Genomic DNA, 17,296 nt, shown 5'->3' on the forward strand with positions numbered 1-17,296 from the left:
CCTGATCAAGGACAAGCGCTACGAAACCCTGTACGTGCTCGCCGCCTCGCAGACGCGCGACAAGGACGCGCTGACCCAGGATGGCGTGCAGCGCGTGCTCGAAGAACTCGCTGCCGACGGTTTCGACTACGTCGTCTGCGATTCCCCGGCCGGTATCGAGAAAGGCGCCTTCCTCGCCATGTACTTCGCCGACCGCGCGATCGTCGTGGTCAACCCGGAAGTTTCCTCGGTGCGCGACTCGGATCGCATCCTCGGCCTGCTTTCGTCCAAGACGAAGCGGGCCGAAGCCGGCAACGGCAAGGTGCAGGAGCACCTGCTGCTGACGCGCTACAACCCCGCGCGCGTCGCCACGGGCGACATGATGAGCATTGGCGACGTCGAGGAAATCCTCGGCATCAAGGTCGTGGGCGTGATTCCGGAATCCGAAGGCGTGCTCGCCGCGTCGAACTCGGGCGTGCCGGTAATCCTCGACGAGGCCTCCAACGCCGGCCAGGCCTATGACGACGCCGTCGCCCGCCTGCTCGGCGACGAACGCGCGTTGCGCTTCACCGAAGCACCGAAGAAGGGCTTCTTCTCGCGCGTGTTCGGAGGCTGAGCATGGGCATCTTCGATTTCCTGCGCAAGGGCCCGCAGAACACCGCCTCGGTGGCCAAGAACCGCCTGACCATCCTGATCCAGGAAGAACGCGACCGCAGCGGCCGCGGCGCGCCCGACTACCTGCCGATGCTGCGCCGCGAGCTACTCGAAGTGATCCGCAAGTTCGTCAACGTCGACGCCAACGCGGTCGACGTGAAGACGCACAAGGATGGCGACCACGACGTGCTCGAATTGTCGATCGCGCTGCCCGAGAAGGCGACCGCGGCCGGCAACGCCTGAGACGCAAAGTCTTGGCGCTCCTTGCTTGTTGACGCTGTTCGACATCGATTGGAATGACGCTGCAGCGCTGCTCGCACGCTACGGCCTCGCGCTCGAACGCATCGCCGCCGACACACCGATTCCGGGCAGCTTCTGGGGTGAACCCGAAGCCGGCGTGATCGGCACCACCGTCTATGCGCGCGGCGACACGCCGGTGCATTCGCTGTTGCACGAGGCCTGCCATCTAATCGTCGCTCCCGCGGAGCGTCGTGCGGCTATCCACACCGACGCGTCCGATTCGCAGGCCGAGGAGGATGCGACTTGCTACCTGCAGATCCTGCTCGCCGACGAATTGCCCGGCGTCGGCAGCGCGCGTTGCATCGACGACATGGACGCCTGGGGCTACACGTTCCGCCTTGGCTCCACGCGCGCCTGGTTCGAGCGTGATGCCGAAGATGCGCGCGCGTGGCTAGCCTCACGTGGCCTGCCTCACATCGCACAGCGATCCGAAGCCGCCTGACCGCTTCACACTACTTTACACAAGCGACAAATTCCGCTGACGCACGCTCCGCAGACTGTGCCGTGGGAATCGTCCCACCACGCATCGGAGATCCGCCATGACCCTTTTCACCTCTGTTCCCCGCAAAGCCCTGCTCGCGCTCGCGCTGATCGGCAGCGTCGCCTTCGGCGCCGGCGCCCTCGCCCATTCGCCCGGTGAGGCGCACGCGATGCAAGCCGGCGCCGACGGTGCGCAGGGCATCGTCGCCCACGTCAACAGCATGCTGCAGTACGTCTACACTGAAGCCGGCGCGACCGACGCGCAGAAGACCCAGCTCGCCGCGATCACGCAACAGGCGCAAGCCGACCTCACCCAGATACAGAACCAGGGCGGAGACGGCCACGCGCGCATCTTCGGTCTGCTCACGCAGCCGAGCATCGATCGCGGCGCGGTCGAAGCCGAGTATGCGGCGCACATGAAGATTCACGAACAAGTGTCCAAACGCACACTGCAGTTCCTGCTCGACGTGGCCGAAGCCCTGACCCCGGCGCAGCGCAAAGCGCTGGCCAACCATGCCGCGCAGCACGCGGCGCACGCGGGCTGACCTGCGCGACTTGCGATTCGGTCGGGCAATCTCCACAGTGGCGCCCTTATGGCCGAACGCATCCTGCTGGTCGAAGACGACGCCCGCCTCGCCGAGATGCTGTCCGAGTATCTCGGCGGGGCCGGCTTCCGCGTCGCGCATGTGACGCTCGGCGCGGAAGCACTCGAACGGCTCGCCGCCGAATCCTGCGACGCTGTCGTGCTCGACCTGATGCTGCCGGACATGGACGGCCTCGACGTCTGCCGGCAAGTGCGCGCGAAGTCCGACGCGCCCGTGCTCATGCTGACCGCGCGCGGCGATGCGACCGACCGCATCGTCGGCCTCGAACTCGGCGCCGACGACTACCTGCCGAAGCCGTTCGCACCGCGCGAACTGCTCGCGCGCCTGCGCGCGATCCTGCGCCGGCGCGGCAACGGCGCGGCGAGCGAGGCGCCGTTGTGCTTCGGCCGCCTCGAGATCGACCGTGCGGCGCGCACGCTGCGCGTCGATGGCGTCGAACGTGCGATTACTTCCTACCAGTTCGCCCTGCTTGTCGCGCTTGCCGAGCACGCCGGCCGCGTACTCTCGCGCGAGACCCTGATGGATCTGGTCAAGGGCGAAGCGCTCGAGGCGTTCGACCGCTCGATCGACGTGCACGTCTCGCGCATCCGCGCCGCGATCGAGGACGATGCCAGGCATCCGCGCCGCATCATCACCGTGCGCGGCGCGGGCTATGTGTTCGCCAAGGCGCAGAAATGACGATGTCGCATTTGCATACGCGCTTATTCTTCACTCTCGTCGGCAGCCTCGCTGCATTCGCGCTCGGCGGGATCGTGTTCATGCACATCGACGATGGCAGTCGCGTCGTCCATGTCGTCCACAGCTTCATCATTTTTCCCGCGCTTGCGCTGTGCATCGGCATCGCCACCTATCCGCTGACGCGTCGCCTTCTGCGGCGTCTGGAACGTCTCGAACAGGCAGTCGATGCATTGGGCGCGGGCAACCTGTCCGCGCGCGTAGCGGTCGAGGGCAAGGACGAAATCGCGCGCCTAGCGCAGAGCTTCAATCGCGCCGCGGGCCGCATCGAGGAACTCGTCGGCGCGCACAAGCGCCTGCTCGCCAACGCCTCGCACGAACTGCGCACACCGCTCGCGCGCGTGCGCCTCGCGGTCGAGTTGATGGGCGAGTCCGCCGACCCGAAGCGCAGGGCCGGACTCGATGGCGACATCGCCGAACTCGACCAGCTCATCGACGAGATCCTGCTCGCGAGCCGCCTCGATACGGTTGCCAGCCCCGATGCCGATGAAGAAGTCGATCTGCTCGCCCTCGCCGCGGAAGAATGCGCGCGCTACCGCGATGTGCGCCTCGACGGCGTGGCGGCCGTGCGTCGCGGCGACCCGCGCCTGTTGCGGCGTCTGCTGCGCAACCTGCTCGACAACGCGCAACGCTATGGCGCAGCGCCGATCGAGGTACGCCTGACGCGGCTGTCCGGAAGCATCGAAATCGCAGTGAACGACGCCGGGCCGACTCTTTCCGTCGAGCAGTCGCAGCGACTGTTCGAGCCGTTCTATCGCCCCGCCGCGACGGATCGCAGCATCGGCACCGGACTCGGCCTGAGCCTCGTTCGACAGATCGCACAACGTCACGGCGGCGAAGCGGCCTATCGACCGCTGGAGCCGCATGGCAACAGTTTCGTCGCCACCTTGCCGTTGCGGGCGTAACGGTCGGCGCCACGTCGAAATGCCATAATCGAAGCACGACCGCACCGAGACGCTCAGATGAAACTCACCAGCCGCAGTTTTGCCGACGGCGCGCGCATCCCGGGCGAATTCGCCTTCTGCGTGATCGATCCGAAGACCCACGTCGCGCTGAGCGCGAACCGCAATCCGCAACTTGCCTGGAGCGACACGCCGGCGGGCACGAAATCGTTTGCCGTCACCTGCCACGACCCGGACGTGCCGAGCCGCGGCGACGACGTCAACCAGGAAGGTCGCGAAGTACCGACCTCGCTGCCGCGCGTGGACTTCTTCCACTGGCTGCTGTGGGACATCCCTGCTTCCGTGCACGAAATTGCCGCGGGCAGCCACAGCGACGGCGTCAGCGCGCGCGGCAAGGCTGGCCCCGTTGCGCCAAACGGCTGGCGGCACGGCAGCAACGATTACACCGGCTGGTTCGCGGGCGATGCCGACATGGGCGGCACCTACTACGGCTACGACGGCCCCTGCCCGCCTTGGAACGATGCGCTCGTTCACCGCTACGTGTTCACCGTCTACGCGCTCGACGTGGCGCAGCTGGATGTCGCCGGCGAGCCGACCGGCGCGAATCTGCGCGCAGCGCTGCAAGAGCACGTGCTCGCGCAGGCGAACATCGGCGGCAGCTACACGCTCAATCCGCGCTTGGCATAGGACGCAACTTTCAATCCGCGTTCGTCCCCGCCGCCGCAATCACCGCGGCATCACCATCGATTTTTTCGGGAATGCGCTTGGCGACGCGGCGATACCAGCGCCAGCCGATCAAGCCGATCAGATAGAACGCACTCGATGTGATCGCGAGGCTGAGCGCGGAATGCGCGACTAGCGGACCGAGCACGCCGGCAAGCAGCGCGCTGAAGGTGAGCATGAGGAATGCCTGCACCGACGAAGCGCCACCGCGGTATTGCGGGAAGCGGTCGAGCACGAGCAGGTTGAGCGCGGGCGCAACGAGATTGACGCCGATCGCGCCGATCGCGACTGGCAGCACTGTCCACGGCACGCGCGCGGGCTGCACGGCGAACGCGATGACCAGGTTGAGCAACGAGGCGCCGAGCATGACGCCGTAGCCCGCGCCGACGAGCATGCGTACCGGCACGCGCCCGGCGAGCCGGCCGGTCAGCAGTGCCCCGAGCATCAGGCCGCTGATCGCGGGGACGAACAGCCACGGGAAATGGTTCTGGTCAAGATCGAGGATGCGAAGCACGAATGCCGGCGCATTGGCGATGTAGACGAAAAATCCTGCCGAATTGAAGGTCAACGCGAGCGCGAGTGCGGCAAACTGGCTGTCGCTGACGATGTTGCGATAGTTCGTGAACAGCGTACGCGGCAGGAACGCGACGCGGCGCTCACGCGCATGCGTTTCCGGCAACACCGCGAGGCACAGGCCGATCAACGCGAGGGTGAACAACGCCAGCGCCCAGAACAGCGCGTGCCAACCCACGAGCCAATTCGGCGGCGAAGCGAGCGGACTGCCATCCCAGGCGACGAGCCAGGCGCCGATCACTGGCGCCAGCGCGGGCGCGAGGCCAAAGATAAGGCTGATCTGGGCCATGAGCTTCTGCGCGGCGGGTCCGGCGAAGCAGTCGCGCACAATTGCGCGGCCGACGATCATACCGATGCCCGCGCTCGCGCCCTGCAACGAGCGAAACACGAGCAGCGCGCGCATCGACGGCGCAAGTGCGCAGCCGATCGTGCCGACCAGGAACACGACGAGACCGCCGAGAATTATCATGCGTCGGCCCCACGCGTCCGACATCGCGCCGACGAACAACGACAGCGCTGCGTAGGCGAACAGATAAACGCTGATCGTCTGCTGCATCGTGACCGGGCCGGCGCCGAAACGCCGCTCGATCTCCGGGAACGCGGGAAAGATCGCATCGATGCAGAACGGCCCGAGCATCGCCAGCGCGGCAAGCAGGCCCGCAAGCAAGGCACGATGCGGCACCGGAGAAGAGGAAGCCATCAGGGAATGTGGTATGCGCGTCGACAGGAAAATACGAGAAGACGCGCATCATACGCGCCAACGCGGGTTATCGCCTTGGCTATCCGCAGCGATCGCGCCGAATTCCGCCACGGCATATTCGGCGCTTCATCATCTTCCGCGACTACCAGTTCCCTTGTCGATGCCTGCGGCCAACCTCGAGGATGAGTAGCGTCGCCAGCATCAACAGCATCCACGGCGCATTCGTCGGTGCCGCCACGGGCGGCGGCAGCGACACTGTTACCGTCACTGTCACCGTGCTCGTGCACGGCGGCGGCGTATTGCCCGGCATGCACAAGCCTCCGGGCGGCGGAGCTATCGCTGCCGTGTTCGCGATTTGCGCTTGCGGGCTCGAACTCACCGTCGCCATCACCGTATAAGTCACTGTGCCGCCGGCCGGGAATGCCGCGAGCGTTTCGTTCAACGTACCGCTGCCCGAAGCGTTCGGACACACGGCGCCGGCGCTGGCCGAACACGTCCACGCCTGGCCCGCAATCCCGGCCGGAATCGGATCGGTGACAATCGTGCCTGGCGCGTTTACCGATCCGACATTGCTCGCCACGATCGTATAGACGATCTGACCGTTCGGCGTCACCGTTGTCGTGTTCGTCGTCTTCATCACGCTCACCTGCGGCACCGGTGGCACCGTCACCGTGCTCCTGCACGGCGGTGGGGTGTTGTTCGGTGTGCACAGACCTCCGCTCGGCGGTGTCACTGTCGCCGTATTCGTCACTGTCGCCGGCGGCGTGGCGATGACCGTCGCCGTCACCGTGTACGTCACCATGCTGCCCGCTGGGAATGTCGCCAGGGTCTCGTTCAAATTTCCGCTGCCCGACGCGTTCGGACAGGCTGCACCGCCGGCGGCGCCGCAAGTCCACGTCTGGCTCGCGATGCCGGTCGGTGCCGGGTCGGACACCACCGAGCCTGCTGCACTTACGCTGCCTGTGTTGCTGGCCACGATCGTGTAGACGATCTGACCGTTCGGCGTCAGCGTCGTCGCCGGAGTGCTCTTCCGCACGCTCACTTGCGGTACCGGCGGTACCGTCACCGTGCTCTTACATGGCGGCGGCGTGTTGTTCGGGGTGCATAGGCCACCACTTGGCGGCGTCACCGTCGCGGTATTCGTTACCGTCGACGGCGGCGTGGCGATGATCGTTGCCGTCACCGTGTACGTCACTGTGCTGCCAGCCGGGAACGTCGCCAACGTTTCATTCAAATCACCGCTGCCCGAGGCATTCGGACACACGGCACCGCCCGCCACACTGCAGATCCACGTTTGGCTGGCGATACCTGTCGGCGCCGGATCGGTCACCGTCGTACCGGCCGCGCTCACCGATCCCGTGTTGCTCGCCATGATCGTGTAAACGATCTGGCCGTTCGGCGTCAGCGTCGTCGCATTCGTCGTCTTCGTCACGCTGACTTGCGGTACCGGCGGTACCGTCACCGTGCTCTTACACGGCGGTGGGGTGTTGTTCGGCGTGCACAGACCACCGCTGGGCGGCGTCACCGTCGCCGTGTTGGTCACGGTCGCCGGCGGCGTCGCAATGACCGTCGCCGTCACTGTGTACCTCACTGTGCTGCTCGCGGGGAAGGTGGCCAGAGTTTCGTTTAAATCACCCGTACCGCTCGCGTTCGGACAGACCGCTCCGCCCGCTGCGCTGCAGGTCCAGGTCTGACTGGCGATACCCGTCGGCGCCGGATCGGTCACGGTCGTGCCGGCCGCACTCACGCTACCCGTGTTGCTCGCCACAATGGTGTAGACGATCTGGCCGTTCGGCGTCAGCGTCGTTGCCGGCGTGCTCTTCTGCACGCTCACCTGCGGCACCGGCGGTACCGTCACCGTGCTCTTGCACGGCGGAGGCGTGTTGTTCGGCGTACACACGCCTCCGCTCGGCGGCGTTGCCGTGGCGGTATTCGTCACCGTCGCCGGCGGCGTCGCGATGACCGTCGCGGTCACGGTGTAGGTCACCGTGCTGCCGGCGGGGAACGTGGTCAGGGTTTCGTTCAAATCTCCCGTGCCACTAGCGTTCGGACACACCGCACCGCCACTGGCTGCACAAGTCCAAGTCTGACTGGCGATACCTGTCGGTGCTGGATCAGACACTACGGTACCCACGGCGCTAACGCTACCCGTGTTGCTCGCCACGATGGTGTAGACGATCTGTCCGTTCGGCGTCAGCGTCGTCGCCGGCGTGCTCTTCTGGATGCCCACCTGCGGCACCGGCGGTACCGTCACCGTGCTCTTGCACGGCGGCGGCGTGTTGTTCGACGTGCAAACACCGCCACTGGGTGGCGTTGCCGTGGCGGTATTCGTCACCATCGCCGGCGGGGTCGCGATGACCGTCGCCGTGACCGTGTACGTCACTGTGCTTCCCGCGGGGAACGTCGCCAGCGTTTCGTTTAGATCACCCGTGCCGCTCGCGTTCGGACAGACGGCTCCGCCGGCCGCGCTACAGGTCCACGTCTGGCTCGCAATACCGGTTGGCGCCGGATCGGTCACGGTCGTACCGGCCGCGCTCACGCTACCCGTGTTGCTCGCCACAATCGTGTAGACGATCTGTCCGTTCGGCGTCAGCGTCGTCGCCGGCGTGCTCTTCTGGATGCCCACCTGCGGCACCGGCGGTACCGTGACCGTGCTCTTGCACGGCGGCGGCGTGTTGCTTGGCGCACACAGACCACCGCTGGGCGGAGTTGCCGTCGCCGTGTTCGTCACCGTGGCCGGCGGAGTCGCGATGACGGTCGCTGTCACCGTATAGGTCACCGTGCTGCCCGGGGGGAATGTGGCCAAGGTTTCGCTCAAGTCGCCGCTGCCGGAGGCGTTCGGACAGACCGCACCGCCGCTGGCCGCGCAGGTCCACGTCTGACTCGCGATGCCTGTCGGTGCCGGGTCGGTCACCGTCGTGCCCGCTGCGCTGATCGGTCCCGTGTTGCTTGCCACTATCGTGTAGACGATTTGACCGTTCGGCGTCAGTGTTGTCGCCGGCGTGCTCTTCTGGATGCCCACCTGCGGTATCGGCACCGTCACCGTCACTCCAGCAACATCACTCGGACTCAGCGCCGGTCCGGTCGGCGGCGTCACCGACGCGACCGCGGTATTGATCAGCGTTCCCGCGGCCGACGCGGTGGTTGTACACGTTTGCGTCTGCGACACGCTTGGCGCGAGCGAGGCAACCGTGAAATTGCACGAGGGTGCAAGCGCATCGGTGACGGAAATACCAGACAACGCGCCGGTGCCCAAATTGGTGATCACGATCTTGTAGGGAATCGTGTCGCCGACGTAATACCGCTGATAGTCGGACGGGGCATTCGCGTCGTGATAGTCCGCAGGATTCGCCGGATTGCCACCTTTGACCAGCACGTATTTCTTGATGTCGAGCGCGTAGCAGTTGCCGATCGTGGTCGTTGCCGACGACAGCATCGGCAGTGCGGTGTGCCCGGCAATGGAGTTGGCCGAGTTGACCAGCAGTTGTCCGGGCTTGTTGTCAGTCGCCGCCGGCGCGGTGCAGCTCGTTCCCGCCGGCGTGGTAAACGCGATGCGGATGGTTTGCGATGCACCGGGCGCAAGAGCAGGCCCGATCACGCGGATCGCGGTCGGCGCGGCCGGTTTGGTCGACGTCCAACCGACCGTGTTTCCGGCGATGCTGCCCGGCGTGCCGCCGTTGGACGCGCTGCGCGGATCGTTGCTCAACGTGGACGGATTGGCAGTGGTGTAATACACCGTAGCTCCGGTCGCGGTCACGGTGCTGATCGAGTACGTCCCGCTGATGTTCGTGCCACGCCCGTCGCTGGTGTACGGCAGGATATCGATCGTGTCGGTATATGGATTCGATGTCGGGTCCTGCGAATTGATCTTCAGATCCCATGCCGACGAATCGCCGTAGAAAGACAGCAGACTCGACTCCACCGATTTGTCGAATGTGGTCGCGCCGTTGTTCGGTGCGGTGACGCTGGCGGTTGCTTGCTTGGCGGAGGCGGGGCGGTTGTCTCCCGGTACATCGACCTCCGCCGTGTTGGTGAGAACCGTGCCGGGTGCGACCGAGCCGTTCGCGGCGATCTGCGCCTGATACGTGATCGGCTGCGGCGTATTCGCCGGTACGTTCGTGAACGTGTAAGTGAGAACCTGCTGCCCCGAGCCGTTGGTTGAGAGAGTCGGCGTCGGCGTTCCCGACCCGGCGACATAGGTCATGCCGGTCGGCAGAGTGTCAGTGACAGTGAAGGTCTGGCTCGGCGGGTTCGTGCCGGTGACATCCGATTCTGCGGTGAGATTGAAGGTCACCGGTACGCCCGGCTGAGCCGTCTGGCTCGGCGTCGTCTTGGTGATGACTCCGTTCGGGCCCTGGATGCGCATCGCGTCGCGGATGCCGTTGGTGTTCGGCCCGTAGGTGCTACCGGGGATGGTCGCGTAAACGTTGGGGTTGGTGCTGATGTTGATGTAGTTGTTGAGGGTCGGGTAGCCGGGGAAGACCGTCGCCACGTTGTAGGGCGCGTTGAACGCCCCGACCGTCCACGACTCTGCTCCGACGGGCGCCGTCGCGGAGACGTATCCCCACACGCGCAGGAAGTGATGGAACTGCTTGTCCACCGCCGGGTTCCAGGTCATCTTCACGGCAGTAACGCCCGCGGGCAGGCTCACGATGCACTGGTCATCCGAGTAGGCCGGCGAGATCGCCGCGGTTTGGGCGGCGCAACCCGCAGGAAGTGGGGCGGCGATCCATGGGCTTCCCGCAACACCGACCTGCTCGCCGCAGGTCTCGGTCTTCGTATCGATCGCATCCGTGCGGTACCAGAGATGCGCGGTCGTCATGTTCGTATAGGACGCGCCGTCGGCGGCGAGAAAGTCCGCCCACCTCGGAGTGAACGCGGCAGGGTTCTGGAACATGCTGCAGGAGCCGGCCATGTCGGCGCCGCCCGCGCCGCTGTAGGTGGACCAGGTCACGCTGTCGGCCTGGCTGACCAGCGGCTCGTCGTAGACCGTGTAAGGGCCGGGGTTGGTCGACGTCCCCGCCGACGGCCATGGCAGGGTCAGATTCGCGGCCGTGCCGGGCGCGGCCCACAGATTGGCATCCCACGTCGAGCGGCCAATGGTGGGACCGCCTTGCCAACCGTTCGAGAACACACCTGGAAGAACGAGGGTGGTGCCCGAGACGTCATTGGAGGTGTTGGTCTCCGGCTGGGTGACGCTGTCGATGAAAGTGAACTGGCTCGGCGTCGCCCCGAAGGTCACTCCGGTGCTCTGCGCAATCGGAGTGGTGTAGCTGAACAGGAGTTGCCCGGCGGCGACGAAGTTCGTCGTGGACGGAATCGCCGTGCCGAGGCTGTCGACGGTGGGTACGTGCTGGAGAGAGTAGTCCAGGCCGCTCAACGTGACCGTGTAATGCGTGCCACTGCCGCTGATCGAGCATGTCGGCGCGTTGGTCCGGTTCGTGAAGCTGGAAGCAGAATACGGAATCCCCGCGGCCTGCGCGGAATCGTCGACCGCCGCGCAGCCTTCCCACTGGAGGCCCGGCAACTGGCCGGCGACAGACACCGCGATGTCGACGGTAAACGTATACGTCGACGGACCCGGAACACTGCCGGCCGTCATGGACACACCGTAGTCAACCACCACCGACGGACGGTTGCCGCCGCTGCGACTGGCCACGGTGGTCTGCTGGTAGTTCTGGTTAGGAGCGCTGAGCGCCAGATCCATACCGTGGCTGCCGGTGATCGGGAGGCCCGGCGCGGTCACTGACGCCGTCGGGGCGGCGGCGGAATCCGAGGTGGCGCTACCCGACACGGACAGCGTCGATCCCACTGTGCCGTTGGCTTTGACCGGCGCCTGGATGACAGTCGCCGTGCCTTCGTTGATCGTGCCGAGATTGCACACCAGCTGGGTGCCGTTGGCGCTGATCGCCGATAGCGGAGTCACGCCCTTCGTCTTGCACACGGAGGGAATGGTCGCAAACACGCCGTTGGTGGCGATCAACGTGACACGTACGTTATTTACGGGATCGTTCGCCTGCGGATTGTTCGCGTCATTCGTGTTGATATGCCATTCGGCGGTTACCGTGCTGCCATACGAAGCCGTAGTCGGCGATCCCACCCAGGTCGTGGTGATCTCATGAGTTGCGGATGTCGCCGCCGACGCCGTCGGCGCAATGGCGAATGCCGCCAGGAATACGACTGCAGCGGTCAGGCGCAGAAACCGGTTAGCTGATCGACTCCGTTCGCCCGCAGGCTTCGAAAAAAGAGCATACCAGTAGTTTGTGTGAGGGACTCCGGACACAGACATCGACATTGCTCCCTGTTGCTGTTGTTGCTTGATATGTGAAATCGCGAGACGAGAACGTGCGTAAGCACCTACATCGCTCTCGGCACACAGCGCACCGGTCGCGGCGACGCTGATTCGCCGAGAACACCTTTGTGCTTCATAAAACGTCGATCGGTTCGAGCGGACGCGTGCATCCGCCGGGCGAAATCCGCAGGCGATCGCCCGGTCTACAAGCGCGGCTTGAGCGGCAGGTTCGCTTGGAGTGGAATGCGAAGAAGTTGATTTCGCGCCCGCGCGGCATGACAAAGTCACCGATTTGTCCGCTCTGCCTTCCGCTTCGCCGTTGATCGACTGCGGCGGCCACGCAAACTCACTCGCCATACCTAGCTGCATGCCTCACCCCGGGGCCTGAGTTTTGTCGCGAAACAAGATCAGAAACCGCCTGATCGCGATCGGCGCTCATCGCGCAAGATCAGAGATCGGTCGCAAGACACTGCCTGCAACGAAGATCGCCTGCCCCTTACCTGTGCGAAGAATTATGCGAATGCGTTGGCGCGTTGATTGGAAGGTAACGAATCGGTCAAGGAGATTCATTCACCGACTCTCACCGACTTTCACCAAGTCTCACATCGCGAAATCGACGGCACTGAATGCCGAAATTCTCCACATGAAGAAAAGTTCATGTTGTTCGAAACTACGATGCCGTACATGGAAAATTTCGCGTCGATCCTGGCGTCGTCGAGCGACATGTAGAAATGAACATATCGATCAAATTTCCTTGGTGCACAAAGGAATTCGATGTGTGCCAAAGATGATTTGTGCGCGCGCGACTCGCATCGCGTAAAACGATCGTCGGCGAACGCCGTCGCTTCCGGCATATAACAATTGATGCAAATGTGATCGCTATCACTCCGAAAAAAAACTTAGGAACTGCACAATCCAAGGTTGCCGTGATTTGTTCCAATGTGATCGATTGTCGTGTCTTTTAAAGTTGCCGTATTGGAAAATGACTCCTCCCCGCTCACTGAAACACTTACCCCCGGACTGACTTCGCTTGGATTTGATGCCGAAGGATTCGGCACGGCAAACGAGTTGTACCGGAGGATGCTTGCCAAATCGTTCGACGCGATCGTTCTCGATATTGCCCTTCCCGACGAGAATGGATTTGAGGTCGCGCACTATCTGCGTATCCATTCCAGACTCGCCATCATTGCCGTGGGCAAGCCGCGTCTCAGCGAAGCGGACAAGATGAAAGTGCAAGCGGACGCCTGGCTGACCAAGCCGATTGATATCGACATGCTCGGAGCCGTCCTTTTCGACCTGCACAAGCGCAAGCTGTCAGGCAGTCCCGCGCGGACTGTGGCAAAAAAATGGCGGGTCGACCCGACCGACTGGAAACTGTATGCGCCGGACGGACGCAACATCACGCTTAGTCTGTCCGAACGATTGGTCATGCAGCGACTACTGGTCGCGGCCGGCGAGGTGGTCACACGCGATGAGCTGATTATCGTGCTTACCGACAGCGCCTACGACTTCGATCCCCATCGCCTGGAAATGCTGGTCCATCGCCTGCGCCGCAAAGTCAGCAATACGCTCCATCTTTCTCTGCCGTTGCGCACCGTGCGCGGCATCGGCTACACGATGCTGACTTCCGCCGGAGATTCCGTTCATTTCTGAGGGCCGCTCGGCACGGCTTCCATACCCTTGTCTGCTTCGCCCTGCGCCCGCATCGCTTCGGCGAAAAATGAGGATTGTCATATTTCGCTTGCGTTGCATGGTTAGGATTTGCGATCGTCTGTGTCGAAAACATCGGGAAGTCCACGGCGTGAGCAACACTCGCAACCAGAAGATCAGCAACGGCGAGCTGCTCGCTGCAGTCGACATGGGCTCGAACAGCTTCCATCTCGTCGTCGCGCGCTACGAGCACGGCGAACTGCGCGTGATCGACCGCCTGCGCGACAGTGTGCGCATGGCCGCCGGCCTGCGCGCCGACGGCAGTCTCGACGATGCGCGCCGCGATCGCGCCCTCGCCTGCCTGGCGCGCTTCGGCCAGCGCCTGTCCGGCCTGCCAGCCGAACGCGTGCGCGCGGTGGCGACGAACACGGTTCGTCGTCTCGCGGTACCGGGCACTTTTCTGGTTCCCGCCGAAGAAGCGCTCGGCCATGCGATCGAAGTCGTCTCCGGCCGCGAGGAAGCGCGCCTGATCTATCTCGGCGTCGCCCATGGCATCCCCGAGTCGTCCGAGCGTCGCCTCGTCATCGACATCGGCGGCGGCAGCACCGAGTTCATCATCGGCCAGCGCTTCGAAGCGCTGGAAAAAGAGAGCCTGCAGATGGGCTGTGTCGCGAGCACGATGCGCTTCTTCGACGACGGCAAACTCAGCGCGAAACGCTGGCAGCGCGCGCAGGACGAAATCGCGGTCGAGCTGCAGCAGTTCGCCGCCGACTACCGCGCACACGGCTGGAGCGAGACAATAGGATCGAGCGGCACCGCGAAGGCGATCGGCAACGTCGCCCAGGCCTGCGGCTGGAGCGATACCGGCATCTCTCGCACCGCGCTGGAGAAGATCCGCGACGCTCTGCTCGATGCCGGCAGCATCGACAAGATTCGCCTACCCGGCCTCGCCGAGGATCGCGTCGGCGTGTTCGCCGGCGGCGTGGCCATTCTCGAGGCCGCGTTCGATGCGCTCGACATCCGCCAGATGCGCGTCTGCGAAACCGCGATGCGCGAAGGCCTGCTCTACGACATGGTCGGCCGCGCCGAGCATCGCGATCCGCGCACGGCGAGCATCGCCGCGCTGGCCCAGCGCTACGGTGTCGATCGCGCCCACGCCGCGCGCGTCGAAGCGACCGCGCACGCGCTGTTCGATTCGATCGCACAGGACTGGCAGCTCGGCCGCGACGAACGCGACTGGCTGGCCTGGGCCGCGCACATCCACGAGATTGGCCTCGCGATCGCGCACAGCCAGCACCACGTGCACGGCGCGTACATCGTCGAGAACTCCGACCTCGCCGGCTTCGCGCGCCACGAGCAGATCGTGCTCGCGATCATCCTGCGCTGCCACCGGCGCAAGCCCGACCAGAGCATCATCGACATCGCCCCCGAACGCCTGCGCCGCTCGACCGCGCGCGTCACCGCGTTGCTGCGCCTCGCCGTGCTGCTGCAGCGCGCGCGCAAGCCCGAGCCGCTGCCCCAGCTCACCCTCAAGCTCGACGACAAGACCCTGCAGTTGCGCCTGCCCGAAGCCTGGCTCGACGCACACCCGCTGACGCGCACCGATCTCGACCAGGAACGCGACTATCTAAAGCACCTCGACATCAAGCTGCAGGTGAAGGCTGGCGAGAAGCTTGCGGCCTGAACGTCGACGACGTACGGTTCCGGTATCATGCCGTCCATCGCAAGACGTTCCCGAAGGTTCCCCTCATGCGCACGCTGATCGCGCTTTTCCTGCTCGCCATCGCACCGTTCGCGTCGGCGCAAACGACGGCCAAACCGCCAGCGAAACCGGCCGCTCCCGCCAACGCCAAGCCCGCGCCGACAGCGTCGCCGCAAGTGGTGCTGCACACGACACAGGGCGACATCACGCTTGAACTTTATCCGGACAAGGCGCCGAAGAGCGTCGACAATTTTCTCGCTTACGTGAAGGACGGTTTCTACGACGGCACGATCGTCGATCGGGTGATCCCCGGATTTCTCGTCCAGGGTGGACGTTTCACCCGCGACATGCAGCAGAAGCGTACGCGCCAGCGCATAGCGAACGAAGCGAACAACGGTATGTCGAACCTCAAATACACCATCGCCGTCGCGCGCAACAAGGACGATCCCCTGTCCGGCAGTTCCGGATATTTCATCAATCTCGTCGACAACAAGCGCCTGGATTTCACCGCGGATACCAATGGCATGACCTGGGGCTATGCGGTGTTCGGCAAGGTGGTCAAGGGTCAGAACATCGTCGACAAGATCGCGGCCATTCCCACCGGCGCCGCAGGCCCGCTCATGTCCGACGTACCGACCACCCAGGTCGTGATCGAAAAAGCCGAACTCGTGCGATGAAGCGGCGCCTCGGGCGGCGGCGATCGCGATGACCACACTCTTCATCTCGGACTTGCACCTCGATCCGCAGCGTCCGCACATTGTGGATTTGTATACCGAGCTGCTCGCCGGCGAAGCGCGTCGCGCCAATGCGCTGTACATCCTCGGTGACCTGTTCGAGAGCTGGATCGGCGACGACGACGATGCCGCGCTCGCCGCGCGCGTCGCCGAGGCCACGCGTGCGCTGCGCGATTCCGGCGTGCCGGTCTGGTTCATGCACGGCAATCGCGACTTCCTGCTCGGTGCGGACTACGCCGCACGCGCAGGGATGACCGTGCTCGCCGATCCGAGCGTGATCGAACTCGGCGGCGAACGCGTCTTGCTGATGCACGGCGATACGCTGTGCACCGACGATGTCGAATACCTGAAGTTCCGCGCGCTCGTGCGCGACCCGCGCTGGCAGGCGCAGTTTCTCGCCAAGCCGCTGGCCGAGCGCCGCGCCTTCGCCGCTCAGGCGCGCGGTGAGAGCCGCAAGCACACGTCGGCAGCGAAACCCGAGATCATGGACGTCAACCAGGAAGCCGTCGCCGCGGCGATGCGCGCGCACGGCGTGCACAAGTTGATCCACGGCCACACGCACCGACCGGCCACGCACCACTTCGACCTGGACGGTCGCCTGGCCGAGCGTGTCGTACTCGGCGATTGGTACGAGCAGGACAGTGTAGTGCGCATCGACCAGGCGCCGCCACGCTGAAAGTCGACCGCGTTTCGGCGAGCCCGCGCACGATAAGCGGCGAAAAAACCGCTACCATGGCGGCTCGAAACCTGCGGGAGATGCGCATGCGATTCGTAACCAGCCTGTTCTTGTCTGCTTGGCTGCTCTGCTTCTCCTCGACGACCTTCGCCGCCGACGGCTACGTCAGCGCCGACGTCAATCTGCGCGCCGGACCGGGCACGGATTATCCAGCCATCACCGTGGTGCCGAAATGGAGCGGGCTGCAGGTGCAGGGCTGCGTCGACGGCTATTCGTGGTGCGACGTGCAGGTCGGTTCAGAGCGCGGCTGGATCTACGCCCAGTACCTGCAATTCGCGCGCGATGGCGGCGAACCGGTCCACATCAACGACAACGGCCCGCAACTCGGCATTCCGGTCGTCACGTTCGTGCTCGGCACGTACTGGGACAGCTACTACCGCACGCGTCCCTGGTATCGCCAGCGCGGCTACTGGGCCAGCCGGCCGCCACCGATCTATCGCCCGTTGCCGTCGCGCCCGCCATGGACGCGGCCGCCCCAACGGCCGCCGATCAACCGCCCGCCGCCAAGGCCGCGACCGCCGATCGGCGCAG

Annotated in this window: 14 protein-coding genes; 12 read left to right on the top strand and 2 right to left on the bottom strand. The window is 64.8% G+C overall.

What is annotated here, in order from left to right; all coding sequences use genetic code 11:
• The 7 genes from minD to VF497_RS09445 form a co-directional block, all read left to right on the top strand.
• Nucleotides 1-595: septum site-determining protein MinD (gene minD, locus VF497_RS09415; protein WP_330887995.1), on the top strand; the 595-nt coding region annotated here is incomplete at its 5' end.
• A gap of 2 nt (nt 596-597) precedes the next feature.
• A complete protein-coding gene (gene minE, locus VF497_RS09420) occupies nt 598-876 on the top strand; it encodes a cell division topological specificity factor MinE (RefSeq protein WP_330887997.1) in 279 nt (92 codons plus the stop codon).
• 25 nt (nt 877-901) lie between these two features.
• Entirely contained in the window at nt 902-1,375 is a 474-nt protein-coding gene (locus VF497_RS09425; RefSeq protein WP_330887999.1) for a hypothetical protein, read from the top strand.
• A 97-nt stretch (nt 1,376-1,472) separates the two neighbouring features.
• Nucleotides 1,473-1,958 carry a Spy/CpxP family protein refolding chaperone gene (locus VF497_RS09430; RefSeq protein ID WP_330888001.1) on the top strand — a complete coding sequence of 162 codons (486 nt, stop codon included), beginning with the start codon at nt 1,473-1,475 and terminating at the stop codon, nt 1,956-1,958.
• A gap of 48 nt (nt 1,959-2,006) precedes the next feature.
• The gene (locus tag VF497_RS09435; protein WP_330888003.1) at nt 2,007-2,696 is read left to right on the top strand and encodes a response regulator transcription factor; all 690 of its coding nucleotides are present in this window, start codon (nt 2,007-2,009) and stop codon (nt 2,694-2,696) included.
• Nucleotides 2,697-2,698: 2 nt separating this feature from the next.
• Nucleotides 2,699-3,658, top strand: coding sequence for a HAMP domain-containing sensor histidine kinase (locus tag VF497_RS09440; protein WP_330888005.1), 960 nt, complete (start codon nt 2,699-2,701; stop codon nt 3,656-3,658).
• 57 nt (nt 3,659-3,715) lie between these two features.
• Entirely contained in the window at nt 3,716-4,342 is a 627-nt protein-coding gene (locus VF497_RS09445) for a YbhB/YbcL family Raf kinase inhibitor-like protein (RefSeq protein ID WP_330888008.1), read from the top strand.
• A gap of 10 nt (nt 4,343-4,352) precedes the next feature.
• On the opposite strand, the gene VF497_RS09450 is transcribed toward VF497_RS09445, so the two are convergent.
• Together VF497_RS09450 and VF497_RS09455 are read right to left on the bottom strand one after the other, a co-directional pair.
• On the bottom strand, nt 4,353-5,651 hold the full coding sequence (locus VF497_RS09450) for a multidrug effflux MFS transporter (RefSeq protein WP_330888010.1): 1,299 nt from the start codon (nt 5,649-5,651) through the stop codon (nt 4,353-4,355).
• A gap of 142 nt (nt 5,652-5,793) precedes the next feature.
• Nucleotides 5,794-11,751, bottom strand: a complete 5,958-nt coding sequence (locus tag VF497_RS09455) for a DUF7507 domain-containing protein (protein ID WP_330888012.1) — start codon at nt 11,749-11,751, stop codon at nt 5,794-5,796.
• A gap of 1,146 nt (nt 11,752-12,897) precedes the next feature.
• Here VF497_RS09455 and VF497_RS09460 point away from each other — a divergent pair.
• The 5 genes from VF497_RS09460 to VF497_RS09480 all read left to right on the top strand — a co-directional run.
• The gene (locus tag VF497_RS09460) at nt 12,898-13,596 is read left to right on the top strand and encodes a response regulator transcription factor (protein ID WP_330888014.1); all 699 of its coding nucleotides are present in this window, start codon (nt 12,898-12,900) and stop codon (nt 13,594-13,596) included.
• A 148-nt stretch (nt 13,597-13,744) separates the two neighbouring features.
• A complete protein-coding gene (ppx, locus tag VF497_RS09465) occupies nt 13,745-15,277 on the top strand; it encodes an exopolyphosphatase (RefSeq protein WP_330888017.1) in 1,533 nt (510 codons plus the stop codon).
• Nucleotides 15,278-15,342: 65 nt separating this feature from the next.
• The gene (locus tag VF497_RS09470) at nt 15,343-15,972 is read left to right on the top strand and encodes a peptidylprolyl isomerase (protein WP_330888019.1); all 630 of its coding nucleotides are present in this window, start codon (nt 15,343-15,345) and stop codon (nt 15,970-15,972) included.
• A gap of 28 nt (nt 15,973-16,000) precedes the next feature.
• Nucleotides 16,001-16,705, top strand: coding sequence for a UDP-2,3-diacylglucosamine diphosphatase (locus VF497_RS09475; RefSeq protein WP_330888021.1), 705 nt, complete (start codon nt 16,001-16,003; stop codon nt 16,703-16,705).
• An 86-nt stretch (nt 16,706-16,791) separates the two neighbouring features.
• The coding region (locus tag VF497_RS09480; protein ID WP_330888023.1) for an SH3 domain-containing protein at nt 16,792-17,296 on the top strand (505 nt) is incomplete at its 3' end.

Source organism: Rudaea sp. (assembly GCF_036383415.1).
Classification (GTDB): domain Bacteria; phylum Pseudomonadota; class Gammaproteobacteria; order Xanthomonadales; family Rhodanobacteraceae; genus Rudaea.

What these genes read in the sequence shown, in the direction of transcription:
- VF497_RS09445 (WP_330888008.1), top strand. Translation starts at nt 3,716, where the DNA reads ATGAAACTCACCAGCCGCAGTTTTGCCGACGGCGCGCGCATCCCGGGC.
- VF497_RS09430 (WP_330888001.1), top strand. Translation starts at nt 1,473, where the DNA reads ATGACCCTTTTCACCTCTGTTCCCCGCAAAGCCCTGCTCGCGCTCGCG.
- minE (WP_330887997.1), top strand. Translation starts at nt 598, where the DNA reads ATGGGCATCTTCGATTTCCTGCGCAAGGGCCCGCAGAACACCGCCTCG.
- VF497_RS09440 (WP_330888005.1), top strand. Translation starts at nt 2,699, where the DNA reads ATGTCGCATTTGCATACGCGCTTATTCTTCACTCTCGTCGGCAGCCTC.
- VF497_RS09435 (WP_330888003.1), top strand. Translation starts at nt 2,007, where the DNA reads ATGGCCGAACGCATCCTGCTGGTCGAAGACGACGCCCGCCTCGCCGAG.
- VF497_RS09470 (WP_330888019.1), top strand. Translation starts at nt 15,343, where the DNA reads ATGCGCACGCTGATCGCGCTTTTCCTGCTCGCCATCGCACCGTTCGCG.
- VF497_RS09475 (WP_330888021.1), top strand. Translation starts at nt 16,001, where the DNA reads ATGACCACACTCTTCATCTCGGACTTGCACCTCGATCCGCAGCGTCCG.
- VF497_RS09450 (WP_330888010.1), bottom strand. Translation starts at nt 5,651, where the DNA reads ATGGCTTCCTCTTCTCCGGTGCCGCATCGTGCCTTGCTTGCGGGCCTG.